This window comes from Desmonostoc vinosum, assembly GCF_059505385.1.
On sequence record NZ_JCACKM010000298.1, the window covers coordinates 30,085 to 47,690 of the forward strand.

Sequence of the window (17,606 nt, forward strand, 5' to 3'; positions counted from 1 at the left end):
TACAGCAGATTGTAGGTAAATGAGGTATTGATTTTAAGAACAAAGTTACATAACAAAAAACTTTCAACCCTATTCCTTTGCAGTCGCTCCACTTGGGGAGACCCCAAAACCACGCTGCTCTCTGTTCCCTAAAAGTTTTTAGCACTCACCTTCTTGCGGTAGCCAATCTTCATTTAAAACTAGCTCTAACAAATATGGACACTCTTCTGGAAACACGGAAATTAGTATTCCTGTTTGCTTAGCTGCTTGACGGCGTGCCCTTTGATAACTCTCTTTTACTTGCTCTGTTGGATAACTCTTAAGACTTGGACTATCTTGAATTGCTAGCTCAATTTGAGTGCGAGCGTCAGTGATAGAATCTAACCAACTATCTGAGCGACGTTGAGGTTGGTATTGCCACTTGAGCAGATGTAATAGCAGGCGAGTTAATTGACTAACAATCGCTCGCCTTTCACTTTTACCCAAGCCTTCAACCTCTTCAATAAGATTTTCCCAATCAATTTCTTGCCAGCGATGTTCTCGCAATAATTGGGCTGTTTTTTGAATCCATAAATTAAAATCTGCTGTATGAGTTGCACTCATATTTTGACTGTTAACTCTAGTTGGGCTTGATTAAGTAGTATTTTGAAGATAACGCGATCGCCTTTTATCATTTGTTTATAAATCTTCGTCATCAACAAAAAATTCAGCGTCGTCTTCTAAGCGAGAATTATTTCGCCCAGAACCTGCAAGACTCCAGAGGGGTTGCAGTAGTGCCATGCCAATTACTCCTGCACCAGCACTAAAAGCTAAGACTAAACCCACTGGTATCTGGACTGATTGAAATGTTAAGAATTTTAAAGATACTGGTGTGGCGTTTTGAACTGAGATAATAGCGATCGCTACTACCCAGATGGCTAAAACTACAGATATCAGCAGATTGGCAATAGTCTTCATAATTATTAACTGCAACACTCCTTGCGTTTACAAAGAGAGTCAATTCTTTTAAACTGCTACTGGCTCTAGCTTAGCAATCACAGTCTCCATAATTCTTATAACTTCTTTAGGTTCTTACCAAAAGATTCAATTGCAGAGCAATTAAATTTTGAATTTCCTGAAGAACTTGACAGCCAATTTGTTGCAAAACTTCATCTAAATAGCCGCCACAGATAGAATACAGAGCATCGTCTTTTACTTTTTAGTAAGATTCTTGAGCATTTCTACATCAAGTAAGGTGTAGATAAATTGCAACTAGCTTGCTTTTAGATCGAAAATGGAAATTAATTTTGATTGGCTGTTGCTAGTCAACTCATCCGATGTACTTTTTATATTTGCCACAATAGTATCAGTAATTTCTGGAGTGGCAGGACTAGCGTATTCAGGGATATATTTAATCCCACAGTAGGGTGTCAGATTATAGCTAGCAGTAGACATCAACGTCTTAGCTCAAATTTTTAAGGCTAGGACTGAGTTATGAGCAAGCCGTTCAGTTAAAAACCGAGTATCTTAGGCAATAAGTATCGGTCTAGTTTGGCTATAGTCTGTTTCTCAATAATTGGCGATCGCTTTTGTTACTTTTCATACATTAGGGAAAGTAAAGTCATAGGCAATAATTCCCCGCCATCCATCGATACCAAATTTTATTTTGCTGGAGTTGCTACTGGCGCTCATTTTCGCCATTTTTGTCACTGAATCATCTTTACTGCCAAGAGGTTCTTAGCCAGCGTTTGTAGCAACAAGCACCCAACGTATTTTCTCTCACTGTTTGTTAGCAATGTCAACCCTTGATCGACCTTTTGCCAGTTATCATCTTTGGTCTTTAGTTGCCCCAGCTATAGGACAAGAACGTTGGCATTGCCAAATGAGACGTGGGTTTATTAAAGCGCGGCAACATGAACCACAAGTAAAAGCGCTTTTAACAACAGCTACTGCACCTCAAAGAATTGGCATACTCGCGCAAAAAGGGGTTTATGAGTTTCATCACCATAGGCATTTATTAAACCAATCAGATGGTGTAGCAAAAGTTGCACAAATCTTGAAGCTCGCTAATTCTAGCAATCAAGTCCAGCAGCGCGTTCTGCAAATTTTGAAAAAATATCATGATGCTCCGTTGCTTTTAAATAAACGCATTGTGCAATTAACTCCGGGTGATGAGGGTTTTCCCAAACCGATTGTCATTGAAAAAGAGGATTATTGCTTTCGTTTATATGCAGCAATGGACTGTGTTTTTATAGACTCTGATCGCACTTTGCATATCTTAGATTTTAAAACAGGTAAATCGGCTTTTGATCGACGACAAGCATTAGTTTACTTGTTAGCTGCTCGTTACCTTTACCCAGGACAGCAGGCAGTTGCATCATTTTACAATCTAGAGTTAGCGAAAAAATCTGATTTAATTAGTATTAATAAAAATGAACTAAAAACCTTAGAATTTGAGTTAGCAAATATTGCTCACAGGCATCAATATGACTTGCAAAAATATCAAGAAGCATCTGATAGTTTTAGCAAGATTTTCCCACCAAATCCAGGATACCACTGCCGTTTCTGCCCATTTAACTCCATCTGCGAGTTTACCGATTTTAAACCGTCTCAATCGCATCCATTGCCGATTTCAAGGGCTAATGAGGGATGAGGGTGTGGTTCGCGCTCACCAACCAGGGGATGTGGGTGACGCGGGGAAGCAAACAGAGATGACATCATTCTCCATTTCCCCGCACACCACAACTTATGCAATAATATGGCGGTTGCAGCCATTAATACACTACCACTGTGCAATCGACTGACAATATCAATGATCTTGCTGAAGCCTTACAACAGCCAGCCGACTTGACTTTTGAATTACCTGATCCGGAAGATGAGGGGATTCCAGAGCAAGAATTTCAGCAGCAACTGGATATAGCCTGGCAAGTATGCGATCGCTTCGATTTACAAACTGAAATTTGGCGGGGACGTATTTTACGGGCGGTACGCGATAGAGAAAAAAAAGGTGGCGATGGACGAGGTACGGGGTTTCTCAAATGGTTGAAGGAGCGAGAAATCAGCAAAAGTCAAGCTTATGCTTGGATTCAACTGGCTAACAGTGCTGATACGCTTTTAGAAGAGGGCAGACTTGACCCTGGAGCTGTGAATAACTTTAGTAAACGAGCATTTGTAGAAACTGCTAAAGCATCGCCAGAGGTGCAACAGATGGTGAGTGAAGCCGCGCAAAAAGGCGATCGCATTACTAGGCGCGAAGTTCGGCAACTCACTGATGAATGGACAGCGATGTCCTCAGATTTACTACCTGAACCAGTCAAGCTAAAAGCCGCAGATAATACCCTGCCACCACGCTACATCGCCCCGCTAGTGAAAGAAATGGAAAAACTGCCAGAATCACATCAAAAGTCCTTACAAAGGGAAATAGCTGCCAATCCTGATGTGGATACTCTCAAGCAGGTAACTACAGAAGCCCGGAATTTAGCCAAATATCTCAAATCTGCGGCGCAAGTCCAAGCGCTAACACAGGATGATATAGACATCGAAACGGCTTTAGAAGAAGCTCAGAGAGTTGGCTGTTTAAACATAGCCGCTGATTTGGTCAATCAAGCCTCCCAAATCGAACAAACGATCGCCAAATTGTATATGACTTGGAAACGCATTGGCAATTTAGCTGATCGGCTGTATGTTGATACTGGTGCGAGTACTCCTAACTTGCGATCGCTTCTCAATTGCTTAGAACCTTTGGGTGGTGAAGTCATGGAACTGCAACTGAGTGGTGCAACTGAACACACCGTCCGTCTGCAAATTCAGGAGACGAATTAGAGCATGAGTTTATCTTTTAGGTTTGGGAATTGCTGAGAGTAAGGCACGGAGAGCGTTATTAACAGCTTCTGATGTTTGAAAGACTTCAGCAACATCAGAATCTAATGTAACTGTTACAGGAGCTTTTTTTTCTTGAGAGGCGAAACGGTTTGGCTTGGCCTTGCTATAGTTAAACTCATACTCTGGGAGCAAGTCACCATCTGTATTGTTGGTGGACTTAAAAGCCTGTTGATTGTTCATAATCTCTTTAAATGAAATACAACACTAATTAGCAGCACAAGATACAGATGATGTGAGTGCTGAGTTGTGGGGTGTAACAGTAGGCGCTTGAGCAACCAGGACTACATTACCATTAGCATCTATAATCCAACCTTGGGCTTCGACAATTTGCGTAGGTTGATTTACAGAATTGACTGTTTGTAGTTGATCTTTTGTGCGATTCTGGATACCATCAACACGATTCTCGGCTTTTGGCTCAACTGTAATCCAATCTGCTAGTACTGCATCACCCGTTAATGGTTCTGTAGGATTGGGTGCTATTCCTCCACGTCCACTGACTATGAATGAACCCCTTGCGATTTTACTTGTGGGATTGCAGTTAGAAACAATTTGCCCAGCAGTTTCAACCACATTTACAGGTAGCTGTGCTAATCCTCTACTGGGGTCAACATCGGGAGTATTAATTTGTACTATGCCATTTAATGAAGGGTTTTGTTGAGAAAACGCTGTGATATCGCTGGTTGGTTGGTTAATGGGGTTAAGTTGATTTGGGTCTTCTGTGTTTAACAATTTAACTAAGTCTGCTCGCGTGCGAGGCACAAACCCAAATATATTTTTAGCGTTGACGGTGATTTTACCACCACTGCCAGAGAAGGCATTCGCAGTAATATCGTTATTTTCTAAGGGAGCAGTAACGACAAAACCATTAGGTGTATCGATGGTGATGTTACCGCCATCCCCCCCAGTTCCCGTTTTACCTGCATTGGTGGATATTTGACTGTTGCGGCGCATTAGTAATAAGTCTTGCACCTGTAATGAAATATTGCCACCTTTACCTGAGTCAGTTTCAGATGTAAGTTTTCCTTTGTTGTCCAGAAGTATTGAGCGAGCAGTAATATTGAGTTCGCCTGCTAAGCCTAACTTACTTGCATCTCCCAGGTAGGTAAATCGCTTTGGGTCTGGAACTCCACTACTCACGCTTATTATCGCTCCGTCACGTACAACCAATTGCCCTGTAGTTAGTTTTAAATTTCCAGCAGTTCCGGGGCCTTGAGTTGAAGTAAACATGCCACTGGGCAAACCGTTAACTGAGGTTCCTGTGATTTCTACAAACTCAGAAGCGTTTACAGTTAAATTCCCTCCTTGCCCTGTAGCTGGTAAAAATTGTTTAAAGTTTGGTGGCAAGAAAGTTCCTGCTGAGTCTGTTGATACCCTTGCCCCACCCTGTATATATAACCTCTTAGTATTGATAGTTATATCACCAGCATTTCCATTACTGGAAGTTACGCTAAATAATCCGCTAGGTATCAATCTATTACCTATAGGAAAGCCACCAAGCAATTCCACGGAATCTGAGGCATTTACAGTTAATTTTCCTGCCGAACTTAAACCAAAACTATTGGAAGATACTTGTGCTTCACTGCGAACCTGTGCGCCGTCTCGGATAATTAACTTACTTGTTGTGATGGTTAAGTCTCCGGCGTTTCCGCTACCAAAAGTCCCAGTCGTCAATGGCACACCAGGATCAATCAATTCTACTAACTCAGAGGCAGTCACAATTAAATTACCTCCTTGTTGAGAACCCAAAGTATTAGCCAAAATCTGTGATGAACCACTTAGCAGTATGCGCTTACCTTGCACTTGGATGCTACCACTACCCTTGTCACTTAAATCCACGTAAGACGGAATTTCGTTTCGTTGTATTATTTGAATATTTAGAAAATTCTGAACATTTGCGTAACTTAAAATCCAGCCTTGGTTTGTTGAATTCAGACCAACAAAGCTATTTTCTGCTACACTTCCTAGCTCAATTCGTCCTCCTTTTGCTGTTAAATTCCCACCTTGTAGCACAAGCTCACCGCCAACTAGTGCTAAAGTTTTACCAGGTTGTACTTGTAGACCAACGGGTTGCTCGTAGAAATTAGTTGCATTATTTGGACTTGCTTGAGATTGATTATGGATAGAACCTACCTTTGAGCCAAATTGTAAGCCAATAGGTATACTGATGCTAAGTAAATTTGTCGTTTTAAGATTTGTAGAGCTAAACTTACTACCATCGGCAAAGTTTAAACTACTCGCTGTACTAGCTAAAAATGAACCGCCGATGTTTAAAGAAGCTTTAGAACCAAAAATAATCCCGTTAGGATTAATTAAAAATAAATTGGCTGTGCCATGAGCTTTTAAAACGCCATCAATCTGAGAAATTGAATTTCCTGTTACCCTACTAATAATATTTTGAATATTTTCAGCATTTTTAAATTCAACTGTTCTTCCTTCCAGTATCGAAAACTCTTGAAAACTGTGGAACAGATTGCCTCCAGATTGAGTTCCATCTTCAATAGTTGTAATGTTACCTTGTGTTAAAACTTTAGAATTAGTAGGTAAAGTTTCATCTTGACTAACCTGGGCAATAGCCGAGTTTACAGAAAAAGCTACTGTAAGAATTATTACAATTCCTAGTCCTTGACTTAGTTCCCGAATATTAGTCATAACGGCTGCACCTTTTCAAATAGATATATTAGATGCTTAGCATGTCAAGCTGTATTTAATAACGATGAAGAACTAATAGTTTTTCTCATTTTCAAACTTCTCATGATAAAGGCACAACAATGTTGTGCCTCTACTGAAAAAAAGTAAAAGTTACGAAACATAGCTCAACGTAACTTTTACTAGTATTATTTAGATGGCAGTTTAGCCTGCCCAGCAACCTTGAGGATAGCCAGGTACTGGACACGGCTTGAGCAAGCCTATTCCACCTTCTAAGAATCGCACAATTTTGGTGTCATCACTAAGCTTGAGTTTATCAAAGTCGATCGCATAATTAACTCTGATGACTTCTGATTCTGATATACCGTAGCTTTCGAGAATTCTGCTCAAGTTAGAGTTATTTAAGATACAAATCAGTTCCTGCTTAATTTCATCCTCTAATTGAATTAAAGTTTCAGTATCAAAAACTACTTGTTGTGATGATTGACAATCCATTATTTTTGCTGTCCTTACCAATAGCAGAACTTATCTTCTGCTCTACTAATTAACTTGTGTTCTCAGAGTAGAGTGTGCCTATAAAGACATCGAAGATACAGAGTTTTTCAGAGTCAGAAACAATGGCTCTTGTGAACTCCCATAGTTAACACAGCTAAGTTTGTCAGAACTACGCAATCTGTAACAAAACTTCATATTTTTCAGTTAAAGATGATCGCAAAAGCGATCGCCCACACCATGATTTGGTAGAAGAGGCGATCGCTCGACTATGATCCAGTAACGGTACCTTGCTTACATCACGTTTAACGCTGGCGAATTTTGGTTAGCTTATCTATCAACACAAGCTCCTGCTTGCTGTCTTCCAAAGTTCGCGCCAGTATGATAGCCCTTTCATAAAAATTGCGAGCAGTTGCATAATTGCCCAGTCGCTCATACAGTTGAGCATAAGATGCAAAAGATTTTAACTCTTCTTGGATATTTCGTAATTCGCTTGCTATTACTAGGCGTTGTTCTAATAAATCAAAAGCACGTTCATAGCGTTTGACGGCACTGTGAGCTGTGACTAAACCATCAATTGCGCGTAATTGGTTTGTGCGATCGCGGTTAGTTTTAGCTATCCTTAAAGCAGCTCCGTATGTACCAATTGTCTCCTGATAATTTCCTGCTGCTAAGTAAGCATCGCCCAAATTATTCAAAGTATTTGCTTCACCAATAGTGTCGCCAGTTTGACGGCGGAAAATCAAAGCATTTTCATACAGCTTAATTGCCTTATTATAGTTTCCTAATCTAGCAGTTACTAACCCCAAGTTGCTGAGAGATAGCCCTTCCCCTTCTATATTTTTGACATTGCGGGCAATCGATAGGGCATCTTCGATAGTCTTGCCAGCAGCAACAGATTCATCTTTTTGGAGAAGAAAAGTACCGATATTATTCAATACAAAAATTTGAGATTGAAAGTCTTGAGTATCACGAGCGATCGCTAACCCTCGGCGTAAAGCGTCATCAGCTTCTTTAAATCGGTTTAGCTGAATATAAGACTTAGCAAGTAAATTATAAGTTAAACCTTGTGCTTTCAGATCGCCAATTGCATGATAGATTTCCAGCGCCTGCAAGCAAAAAGCAATTGTTTTCTCAGCATACCCTGAAGCATATTGTTGTTCACTGATACGCAATAAGCTATCTGCTGTATCTCTTGATTGTTTATCAATCAAATTATTTACAGGACGGTGTAGTTGTTGTGTAATATCAACCGCACCTACTGCTGTCGGAGTGAGTAAAAAAGCAAACAGTAAAATGCAAAACTGGAATTTTTGCAGAAAACGCGGGAACTCTCCGCGTCGCCGCGTCTCCCCTTCTCCGTGTCCTCTTTGTGAGAGACACCAGCTAAAACTGCTGACAGAATTTGAGAAAAGGGTTAGGGATAAAGGATAGAGAATTTCCTTTTTCCCCAACTTTCGTGAAAATACATCTCGTTGCTTCATAAAACTTACCCGTGAAATATTGGGTTTTAGTAAAAGTTTAGTCTCTAAATTTAAGACAAGCAACATACGTGTTTTTACTAATATAACTACTGATTAAAATCTTCACCCAAGTAGATAGCGCAGAGGTCGGCAGGTAATTTATCCTCTAGCATTCGGTAGCCTTCTTGGAGAAAATTAGCTACTTCGGTAGGAGCGATCGCTTCACCTTCAGCTTGCAGATAAGCAGCAATTCTAGTTTCGCTCCAATGGAAGGTTTGAGCCATCAACACAATCAATCGTAAAACTGGAGGCAGTTGGTCTAAAGCCTGTTCTACATAACACCATAGCGGTGGTGAAGTTGCTTGGAGAGAGTAATGAATTGCTTCTGTAGGTGGGAGTTCAATCTCGTTGATACAGAAAGCCGTCACATTAATCAACCAATTTTGTAAGGTTAAACTTTCCTGGACTGATTGAGTGTTAGCCAAATCTAGTCCGCCGAGTTCGTAGTAGATATGTCGCCAAGTCAAAGCAAATAGATAATCTGCCTGCACAGGCGATCGCGCCGAATGTCGAATCAAAGTGTACACTATCGGACTATAGCGGCAAAAAATTACTGTAAAGTACTTGCCAGCATCGGGGTAGCGCTGAAACAGATTCAGCAGTTCATGATCACTGTGATGGAACAGCGACTTGACTAACGGGTGATTAGCTTCAGGAAAATGAGGAATTTGCACAAGTTTCATTGCAGTCTTTTGATTAATCGCATAATATCTCGGTGTTGCACAGTTTGTAGCTCAGAATCAGACTAAGCTGCTCAAAATTTTGGTATTTTTGCTTATGTTACGCCGTACCAGTTGGGTCTTGATAAACTAGGAATAAGGACTTAATCTTTAGTCTTAAATCAACAATCATAAAAGCGGCCTCTATATACAATCCTTAATTTGTTCATGGTTATAGCAGTTAATGTGATATCTTTCCTGTTCAGTCCTGTTACTTTAGGCTCCTTTGTGCCTTCCTTGCCCTTGGATAGCTTATTCTCTACCCAAGGCATCATGGTGATGCTATTGGCAGCATATGCTGGTGCTATGTGGATGTTCCTCACCAGTGCCCCCAAAGTACACACCGTCATGGTGTCGGATTTGGAGGTTGCTCGACAATTATATGAAGGTCTGCTAGATTTGCCAGCAGCCGAGGTTCCCTTGCACTATTACTACAACTACGAACAAACTCTAGGCACAACGGGGATTGATCCGCTTTATATGTCTACCAGTCCCAGTTTGTCTGGCAAATCCATGAGTAATGCCAACGATGGACTTTGGTATCAATTGAAAAAGAACACTCAGTTACACGTGATTACTGGTGCTAGTTTAGGTAGCAAAAATCAGCAACGTCACGTTTGCTTTGACCACGACTGCTTAGAATTAGTTTTAATGCGAGTGGAAACGCGTGGTCTCAAGTTCAAAATTCGCAGCCAAAAACCCCTTAACTTTTTAATTAAAGACTATGAAGGGCGCGTCATTGAAATGGCTGAAGTAGCGAATTAGTTATTAGTGAAGAGATTCTATATTGGGTTGGGTGATCAATCACTCAACCCAATAATTTTTTTATTGTGTATCTTACCCCACTCCCTACTCCTTCACAGGTGTGAACCGACAAAGGTGCAACAAAGGGCTTTAGATTTGCTTGATGTTTCATTCGTTTGTAAGAATTGATTGGATTGAATATTAAAAGATACAACTACCTGAGCGATCGCTTGGGGAATTTATGTAGGGTGATAAAATTTAATCGCTTCCAACTCATGCCATCTCCAAATGACTCAACAACAAAACCCTCAGCCTTCTCAGCCAATTCCACAGCCTGGTCAGACTTCTGCCAAACAACATGAGCAGAAAATACAATTACTTCTAGCAGAGTATGGATTATTGCAGCAAAGAGCAGAATTTGCGCGTCAATCTCGTGACACGCGAGTGAGTTGGTATACAGCGATAATTGGTGGCACCGTAGCAGGTTTAAGTTTATTTTTTGGACAAAATTCTACAGGTAAGACGAATTCCTTAATTGAATTCAGGTTTTAAGCGTTGAACGAGTATAAAGGGTTGCTTATTCACACATAGCCGATTATTACCGCTAATGTACAATACAATAACCGCCCGATACGCTTTTGACCGTGACCGATTCCCTTTTTCCTGAACTGAGCAACTATGATGCTTTTCTAAGCACCCTTAAACAGCGCATTCGCACCGCGCAGGTGCGGGCGGCACTGGCTGTTAACCATGAATTGGTGCTGCTTTACTGGCAGATTGGCAGGGAGATTTTACAACGCCAGCAGGAGGAAGGCTGGGGAACTAAAGTGATTGAGCGCATAGCCAAAGATTTAAAACGGGAGTTCCCGGATATAAAGGGTTTTTCCCGCACAAACCTGCTCTATATGCGGGCTTTTGCGGAAGCTTACCCTGACGAGCAATTTGTCCAGCAGCTTGGTGGACAAATTCCGTGGCGGCATAACTGCGTTTTGCTGGATCGCGTAAAAGTGCCAGAGCAGCGAGTTTGGTACATCCAGCAAACCATCCAAAACGGTTGGAGCCGCGCCATCCTGGAGATACAGATTGAGAGCCGTCTTTATGAACGCCAGGGCATTGCAGTCACCAATTTCAGCCAGACCTTGCCTAAACCACAATCCGATCTGGCACAGCAGCTACTCAAAGACCCGTATAATTTTGACTTCCTGACTCTGGGTAAAGAAGCGCAGGAAAGGGATTTAGAGCGGGCGTTAGTGGAACGGATTCGTGACTTTCTTCTGGAACTAGGGGCAGGGTTCTCGTTTGTGGGAAGCCAGTATCCTCTTGAGGTCAGCGGACAGGAATACAGGCTTGATCTGCTGTTTTATCACCTCAAGCTGCGCTGCTTTGTCATTATCGACCTTAAAATGGTGGAGTTTCAGCCAGAATTTTCCGGAAAGATGAACTTTTATGTGTCGGCAGTAAATGCTACTTTGCGGCATCCTGATGATCAGCCTACTATCGGCATCATTCTTTGCAAATCTAAAAATAAGACTGTTGCCGAACTTGCATTGCAAGGAATGACACAACCTATCTGCGTTTCCACGCACAAGATAGGAAAAGACGTTCCAGAACAGCTTAAAAGCATCCTGCCTACGGTGGAACAACTGGAGATAGAACTGGATACGGCTGCTGCCGAACTTGAAAAGCAGAAGCAGGGAAGACTAGAGTAAAGACGCTTCAAAAGCGCGTCTCTACACCTTCTGTATTTGTATCAGGATTTTTGTGAAGTTTATTGAATTTGCAAAACAACTAATGTCATATCATCAGTATTTTGCTTATCAGGGCCGATAAACTGCTGAACTTGGTCGAATAAATAATCGACAATTTCCTGTGGCCCGTTGCAATATTTGCAAGCCGTATTGAAGGCAGTGATAAAGTTATCTTCGTCGAAGCGATCGCCACCTGCGGCAGCAGCATCAGTCAAGCCATCTGTATAATAAATAATTGTATCTCCAGATTCTAATTGCGCTTGGGCATCCTCGTACTGGCTATTAGCATCCAAACCAATTAGCATTCCTAAAGTATCTAATCGAGAGACAGTTTTTGTAGCTGCGTGCCACCATAAAGGTGGATTATGCGCTGCATTACTATAAGATAAAACTCTGTTTTTCGGATTATATTCTGAATAAAATAGCGTGACAAAGCGGTGAGAATTTTCTAAATCTGCGTACATGACTCGATTCAAGTTTTGCAAAATTCCAGCCGGAGAATTACCATGTAGCACTTCTCCTTTCAGCATTCCCCGCATCATCGTCATAATCAGCCCTGCGGGGACACCCTTACCCATCACATCCCCAATTACTAAACCCCAACGACCAGTTTCTAAACCGCTTTTAATACTTGACTGGAATTGTTTATGATTAGTGGGAATAAAGTCGTAGTAATCTCCGCCAACGCGATTTGCAGGTTTACAGCGTGCAGCCAGAATTGCGCCAGGAATACTAGGACATTGCCGTGGCAAGAGTCGCCGTTGAATTTCTGCCCCAATTTCTAATTCTTGATCAAGGCGTTCTTTTTTCCTCAGTTCTACAGCTAGTTCATCGTTTTCGATCGCTACTGCTGTTTGATCTGCCACTAACCTGACTAATTTTTGTCTAGTTTCTGTCCAACTATATTCTGGATCGCGGCTCAAGACATAGAGCCATCCCCGTTCTGTGTGCTTCACCAGAATTGCTGTACCAAATATTTGTACATCTGGCCCCAAATAACGATGCATTTGATCGTCCAAAATTCCTGTAGCAGTGACTACAGGCGCACTATTGGGTACTAACGAGATTTGACTGCTAGCTGTTTCTAAAGCTTTACGAATATTTTTCCGTTGACGGCTATCTTGCCAGTGTAATTGCTCTAACCTGATTTGACCGTTAGGTTTATGGAGAAAGAGGGCACTGCCATCTGCATCTGTGACTCTTGTTGCCATTAACGGAATTAACTCTAAGAACTGATTTAAGTTGTTGAAGCTTCTCAGAGCAAATCCCAAAGAACTAAGCAAATCTTGGATTTTATTCTGTTCCCGGTGCAACCGTGCAACGAGTTCTTTCAGCGCTACAACGGGTGTAACATCCGTTGCGGCACTGCTATTGTTGTCAGTAGGTTGAGAGGGCAGTTGAGACACAGGCACAGGTACTATTGCATTTGATATCAGCAGATTTTAGATTATTTGTAAATCCATTGGTTTTGCGATTGCTAAACCATATTGAGACAAGGTTTGCCATTTTAGCAAGAGTATAAAGACGTAAGATGTAAATTTTATAAGTATTGTATTTACTTCTTGTATTTTTTGCTCAATATTTAGGAATTGCCGACTATGTATTTTTATTTGAAACCAACCTCTACAAATCAGTAGTTTTCGTAACACCGTGGAAGAGGTTTCATTTTTTCATAACTTATAGCAGTTCTCAAGCATTTAGACCACTCCCTTCGTCCGTGGGGAAAACTAGTGGTTTCTGCTCCGGGAGGGGGTGAGAAGCGGTGTGGTTCAACAACTTAAAAAGCCCTGTAGTTGCTAGCTCATAATATCTACAAAATATTAAATTACTTTAATTAGATAAAAATATATCACGCTTGGATAGCAAATGTTTTGCTAGATCAATAAAACTCAGTATATGCTTAGTTAGAGCTATGAATGATTTTGGGAATATTTTTAGTTTTTAATGTGTCGCGGAAGTCCCCATCTTCAAGGTATTCCTAAAATGGGGATTGTGAGTCCAGTCGGCGGTGTCGGTTTGTGTCCCGTCGAACTAATGTCAGACTTTCTAGTACTACGGAGTCTTTGAGGCTATTCCTGTTGAATTGGGAAGCTCCGTCCGTCTATACAGTGGAGTAGTTCACCCACTTAATAACGCTTCAACAAATTCATAACTGGAAAAGGGGCGCAAGTCTTCAATTCCCTCGCCTGCGCCAATAAAGCGAATGGGTAAGCCTAACTGCTGAACAACAGCAAGGGCAACACCTCCCTTAGCTGTACCATCTAACTTGGTCAATACAACGCCGCTGAGTTGAGCAGCTTGGGAAAAGACTTCAGCTTGTCGCAACCCATTTTGGCCTAAAGTAGCATCTAGTACTAACAGTGATTCTACTTTAGCGTCTGGAGCTTTTTTATCGATAATTCGCCGGATTTTGCTGAGTTCATCCATCAAATTTTTCTTGTTTTGTAATCGCCCAGCGGTATCTACCAGCAGTAATTCTGTTTCACGTGCTTGAGCAGCTGCGATCGCATCAAACACCACTGCTGCGGGATCTGTATTTTTTCCAGGATTGGCAATTACTTCCACACCGCTGCGAGTACCCCAAACTTTCACCTGTTCTACAGCAGCAGCCCGGAAGGTATCTGCTGCCCCAATCAAGCATTTATACCCAGATTTTTGTGCGAGGTGAGAAATTTTGCCGATAGTGGTAGTTTTACCGGCACCATTGACTCCAGTGATTAACCAAATATTCAAGGTTTCTTTTTCTGGGGCAAAACTAGCTTTATAGGTTGTTTGGCTGGGTGTATCCAGCATATCGCGGAGGATTTGTTTTAAGTAAGCGATCGCCTGTTCTGGTGGGGTAATTTCTTCCCGTAATTTTTGCTGTAAAGCATTGATGATATGGTCTGTTGCCTCTACACCCACATCCGCTTGCAAAAGCAATGATTCAATTTCGGCTACAGCTGCTTGATTAAGCGGCCCTTGCCCAACAATTGATTTGAGTTGGTTGAGGATGCCACGACGAGTTTTGTCTAATCCTTGCCGCAGCTTTTTCAGCCAAGTAATTTCTTCAATAGAAACGTCTTGGGCACGCCTACCTTGAGCAGCTAAAACTTCTGCTGACCATACAAACCCCTCATCAAATACCAGTCCGGGAATTTCCTCTGTTGTCTGTTGTGTGGTAGTTGATGTAGTTGCCGCTACTGGCTGCATTACCTCTGGTTCGGAGACTTCAACAGCACTGGCTATCAATCGTTCTTGTTTTGCTTGCCGTTCTGCTTTAGCTCTTTCTAGAAAAGATAAACTTGCTGGAGTTACTTGTGTTGTCTGTGATGTTTCTGGTTCACTTACCGTTATTTCTGAGCTAGAAACATCTGACTCCTCAGCAATTACCGTTACTGCGGAATTTTGTGTATTTTCCTCATCTGCATCAGTACTTTTCTCAAGAACTGTCGCTTCCGACTCCACTGGTTCTGAAGTAGCAACAACTTCCTCAATTACCTCGGGTGCTATCTCAGTTATTGGTGCTTCTTGGATGATTTCTACTTCAGCGGTTTGTAATTCTGGTGTAGTTGCTGAATCAGGCGGAGTTTCTACTGTTTGGGATTGTTTTTGCTGAATATTTTTGTAGGCAGCTTTAGCAAATGCCAACAAATCTGCGCCTGTTTCTGGTGCTGTTTCTGCCGTTGGCACTGGCTCTGGTTGGGGTTCTTGTACCGGAGTTTCTTCCTGTTTCTGATCGGCTGGGGTATCAGAGGAATCGTTATGTTGACGACGGAACCAATTAAAAACCATTGCAGCAGTACTCAGTTGTTATGCAAATTATGAGAATAAAACACTATGCAGTTTTTTTCTGTTCTGTAACTCGACGCAGAACACCATTAATAAATCGATGACCTTCATCTCCACTGTAGCGTTTGGCGAGTTCCACTGCTTCGTTAATGGCGATGCTATCTGGAACACCTAAAAATTTCATTTCTGCTACAGCGATTTGCAGGATATCCCGGTCGATTTGGGCCAGACGAGTTACTTGCCAATCGACTAAGGCGGTGGAAATCAGTTCATCTATAACATGACGATTTTCATTAACTGTAATTACAATCTCTTTGGCGTAATTGCGAACTCCCTTGTCTTGATTAGCAAGCTGAATCAATTCTGGAAACTCAATTGCTGTACCTAGCTTATTGATTGCTGTTTGAGTGCATTCGATCGCTTCTTTGAGCATTGTTCTTGCACTATTGATATCGGAAGCACGAGTTTGGCTACTTAGGAGGCGATCGTTACTACGTTGCAGCTCACCTGCGGCATTATCTAGGGTGTCTTGGACTTCTGAGGTCAGAGTACGTACTGCTCCTAGTACTAGTTTGGATACTAGTTGATCATCTTGCAGTTGGTCTAATTTTTTGGGGTTGACTGGCAGTTGGCTCAGGCTTAAAAGCGCCAACTCGCGGGCAATTTGCTGGGGTTTACGGGGTTGCATAAAAGTGAGGGGGTGACTTAGAGAAAACTGATTAACTAACAGCAGCGGACTTAGAAGCTTATCAATTTTGACACAATCAAACAAGTAGATCATCTACTTGCTGCTGACTTTGCTCATTAGCTTTAAGTTTCTTCAACAGGGATGATATGCTGGCTTGTCTGGTCGTGTTTCACTTCCAGGTTGCACTCTTTAGGAAAAACCAGGGGTGTATTGGGGGCGACAATGCCACCAGAGACGATGATTTTAAAAGCGTCTTCAATCGACATTGAGAGGTTTACTACCTCATCCTCTGGAACTACCGCATACCATCCAGTAGCGGGGTTTGGGGTGGTGGGAATAAAAACACTCAGCATCGCGTGAGGTATCTGGGCTTGAATCTCAGTACTAATTGCACCAGTCACAAAAGCGATCGCCCAAATTCCTCTACGGGGGTACTCTACCAAAACTACACGGCGAAACCTACCATTAGAGTCTTTAAGTAATGTCTCTAAAAGCTGCTTGAGAGTTTTATATACTTGTCCTGCCAGAGGAATCGCCTGTAATAGCCGCTCACCCAAATCTAGTAACCACCGCCCAGCAATATTCCTAGCCATCAAGCCAATTACCAGAATACTTAGTAGTGGTACAGCTAGTCCTACTAATAAATTCAGTATATTTACTATAATGGGATGCATCCCATCAAAGGGATTCAGTTGTTTGGGAATTTGAGTCAGAAAATTAATTACCCAGTTAGCAATGGTAATCGTCAGCCAGATGGTAGTTGCTAGGGGAATAACTACCAACAAACCAGCAATCAGGTCATTTTTTAAGTCCTGTTTCAGGCGATCAATTACCAAGCTCTGATTCTCCTTTTTTAAGCTAGAGGAACTTTTACTATCAGTATTCATACCAGCCAATCCATCAAATCGGGAAAACACTACTTCAGGTAGAAGATGCCGTAAGTCATTTTTCAATAAAGTAAGCAACCTGGTTGTTGCCACCCAAATTATGTGCTTTTACTGGAAATCCAGCTATGTTTCCTTAGACGTACATATACGCATGTTACGACCAGCTAATAGCTGGTTAGTTTTCCAGGGCGTTACTTTTCTTTGTAAGACTTGTAAATGATTGTTGCAAGCCTCTTAGTTATTACTGATCCTACCGCGCTCAATCAACAGCTGCTCGTAATTGTGAAAGCACGACTAGTCAAACTGAGAAGTTGTTTTATTTGGTGAAGGGCTTAACATATCAGCAGAACTACTTTTATGAAAAAGCTCTGTTAAAAATATTAATTTATGGAAGGGGGAATAGGGAATTGGGAAGAAAAATTAAAAATTGAAGGGATAGGCAAGATGCCCATCCCCTAAATTCCATACAACAGCTAATTTTGCGATCGCCTAGCAGTGCCCAAATTTTTCTCAGCTAGACCCCTATAAACAAAACCCACAACCAGAGC

Annotated in this window: 16 protein-coding genes and 1 pseudogene; 5 read left to right on the forward strand and 12 right to left on the reverse strand. The window is 41.7% G+C overall.

From position 1 onward, the window contains the following. Positions 1 to 138: 138 nt before the first annotated feature. From AC5JMF_RS30980 to AC5JMF_RS30990, 3 genes and pseudogenes are all read right to left on the reverse strand, one after another. Positions 139 to 582: a DUF29 domain-containing protein gene (locus AC5JMF_RS30980; RefSeq protein WP_495799540.1), complete on the reverse strand. Its 444-nt coding sequence runs from the start codon at positions 580 to 582 to the stop codon at positions 139 to 141. 75 nt (positions 583 to 657) lie between these two features. Further along, entirely contained in the window at positions 658 to 936 is a 279-nt protein-coding gene (locus AC5JMF_RS30985) for a LapA family protein (RefSeq protein ID WP_495799541.1), read from the reverse strand. Between the two features lie 163 nt (positions 937 to 1,099). Continuing rightward, positions 1,100 to 1,650: pseudogene (locus AC5JMF_RS30990) on the reverse strand (phosphohexomutase domain-containing protein); the annotation flags it as partial. A 103-nt stretch (positions 1,651 to 1,753) separates the two neighbouring features. On the opposite strand from AC5JMF_RS30990, the gene AC5JMF_RS30995 reads away from it, so the two are divergent. Further along, positions 1,754 to 2,611, forward strand: a complete 858-nt coding sequence (locus AC5JMF_RS30995; RefSeq protein ID WP_495799542.1) for a PD-(D/E)XK nuclease family protein — start codon at positions 1,754 to 1,756, stop codon at positions 2,609 to 2,611. A 137-nt stretch (positions 2,612 to 2,748) separates the two neighbouring features. Beyond that, positions 2,749 to 3,780, forward strand: a complete 1,032-nt coding sequence (locus tag AC5JMF_RS31000) for a hypothetical protein (protein ID WP_495799543.1) — start codon at positions 2,749 to 2,751, stop codon at positions 3,778 to 3,780. 9 nt (positions 3,781 to 3,789) lie between these two features. On the opposite strand, the gene AC5JMF_RS31005 is transcribed toward AC5JMF_RS31000, so the two are convergent. From AC5JMF_RS31005 to AC5JMF_RS31025, 5 genes are all read right to left on the reverse strand, one after another. Continuing rightward, positions 3,790 to 4,020, reverse strand: a complete 231-nt coding sequence (locus AC5JMF_RS31005; protein WP_495799544.1) for a hypothetical protein — start codon at positions 4,018 to 4,020, stop codon at positions 3,790 to 3,792. A 24-nt stretch (positions 4,021 to 4,044) separates the two neighbouring features. Beyond that, on the reverse strand, positions 4,045 to 6,489 hold the full coding sequence (locus AC5JMF_RS31010) for a two-partner secretion domain-containing protein (protein WP_495799545.1): 2,445 nt from the start codon (positions 6,487 to 6,489) through the stop codon (positions 4,045 to 4,047). A 201-nt stretch (positions 6,490 to 6,690) separates the two neighbouring features. Further along, positions 6,691 to 6,981, reverse strand: coding sequence for a hypothetical protein (locus tag AC5JMF_RS31015; RefSeq protein ID WP_495799546.1), 291 nt, complete (start codon positions 6,979 to 6,981; stop codon positions 6,691 to 6,693). Between the two features lie 302 nt (positions 6,982 to 7,283). Further along, the gene (locus AC5JMF_RS31020; RefSeq protein WP_495799547.1) at positions 7,284 to 8,462 is read right to left on the reverse strand and encodes a tetratricopeptide repeat protein; all 1,179 of its coding nucleotides are present in this window, start codon (positions 8,460 to 8,462) and stop codon (positions 7,284 to 7,286) included. A gap of 86 nt (positions 8,463 to 8,548) precedes the next feature. After that, complete coding sequence (locus AC5JMF_RS31025) at positions 8,549 to 9,175, reverse strand: RNA polymerase sigma factor (RefSeq protein WP_495799578.1); 627 nt, start codon at positions 9,173 to 9,175, stop codon at positions 8,549 to 8,551. A 213-nt stretch (positions 9,176 to 9,388) separates the two neighbouring features. Here AC5JMF_RS31025 and AC5JMF_RS31030 point away from each other — a divergent pair, with 213 nt between their 5' ends. The 3 genes from AC5JMF_RS31030 to AC5JMF_RS31040 all read left to right on the forward strand — a co-directional run bounded on the left by AC5JMF_RS31030 (position 9,389) and on the right by AC5JMF_RS31040 (position 11,673). Further along, positions 9,389 to 9,985, forward strand: coding sequence for a glyoxalase-like domain protein (locus AC5JMF_RS31030; RefSeq protein WP_495799548.1), 597 nt, complete (start codon positions 9,389 to 9,391; stop codon positions 9,983 to 9,985). A 267-nt stretch (positions 9,986 to 10,252) separates the two neighbouring features. Then, positions 10,253 to 10,516 (forward strand): hypothetical protein, encoded by a 264-nt coding sequence (locus tag AC5JMF_RS31035; RefSeq protein WP_495799549.1) that lies wholly within the window; start codon positions 10,253 to 10,255, stop codon positions 10,514 to 10,516. 92 nt (positions 10,517 to 10,608) lie between these two features. Then, entirely contained in the window at positions 10,609 to 11,673 is a 1,065-nt protein-coding gene (locus AC5JMF_RS31040; RefSeq protein ID WP_495799579.1) for a PDDEXK nuclease domain-containing protein, read from the forward strand. Between the two features lie 59 nt (positions 11,674 to 11,732). On the opposite strand, the gene AC5JMF_RS31045 is transcribed toward AC5JMF_RS31040, so the two are convergent. The 4 genes from AC5JMF_RS31045 to AC5JMF_RS31060 all read right to left on the reverse strand — a co-directional run bounded on the left by AC5JMF_RS31045 (position 11,733) and on the right by AC5JMF_RS31060 (position 17,058). After that, a complete protein-coding gene (locus AC5JMF_RS31045) occupies positions 11,733 to 13,124 on the reverse strand; it encodes a PP2C family protein-serine/threonine phosphatase (RefSeq protein ID WP_495799550.1) in 1,392 nt (463 codons plus the stop codon). Between the two features lie 706 nt (positions 13,125 to 13,830). After that, positions 13,831 to 15,486, reverse strand: a complete 1,656-nt coding sequence (ftsY, locus tag AC5JMF_RS31050) for a signal recognition particle-docking protein FtsY (protein ID WP_495799551.1) — start codon at positions 15,484 to 15,486, stop codon at positions 13,831 to 13,833. A 43-nt stretch (positions 15,487 to 15,529) separates the two neighbouring features. Further along, entirely contained in the window at positions 15,530 to 16,171 is a 642-nt protein-coding gene (gene nusB, locus AC5JMF_RS31055; protein ID WP_495799552.1) for a transcription antitermination factor NusB, read from the reverse strand. Between the two features lie 122 nt (positions 16,172 to 16,293). Then, positions 16,294 to 17,058: a DUF502 domain-containing protein gene (locus AC5JMF_RS31060; RefSeq protein ID WP_495799580.1), complete on the reverse strand. Its 765-nt coding sequence runs from the start codon at positions 17,056 to 17,058 to the stop codon at positions 16,294 to 16,296. Positions 17,059 to 17,606: the final 548 nt, after the last annotated feature.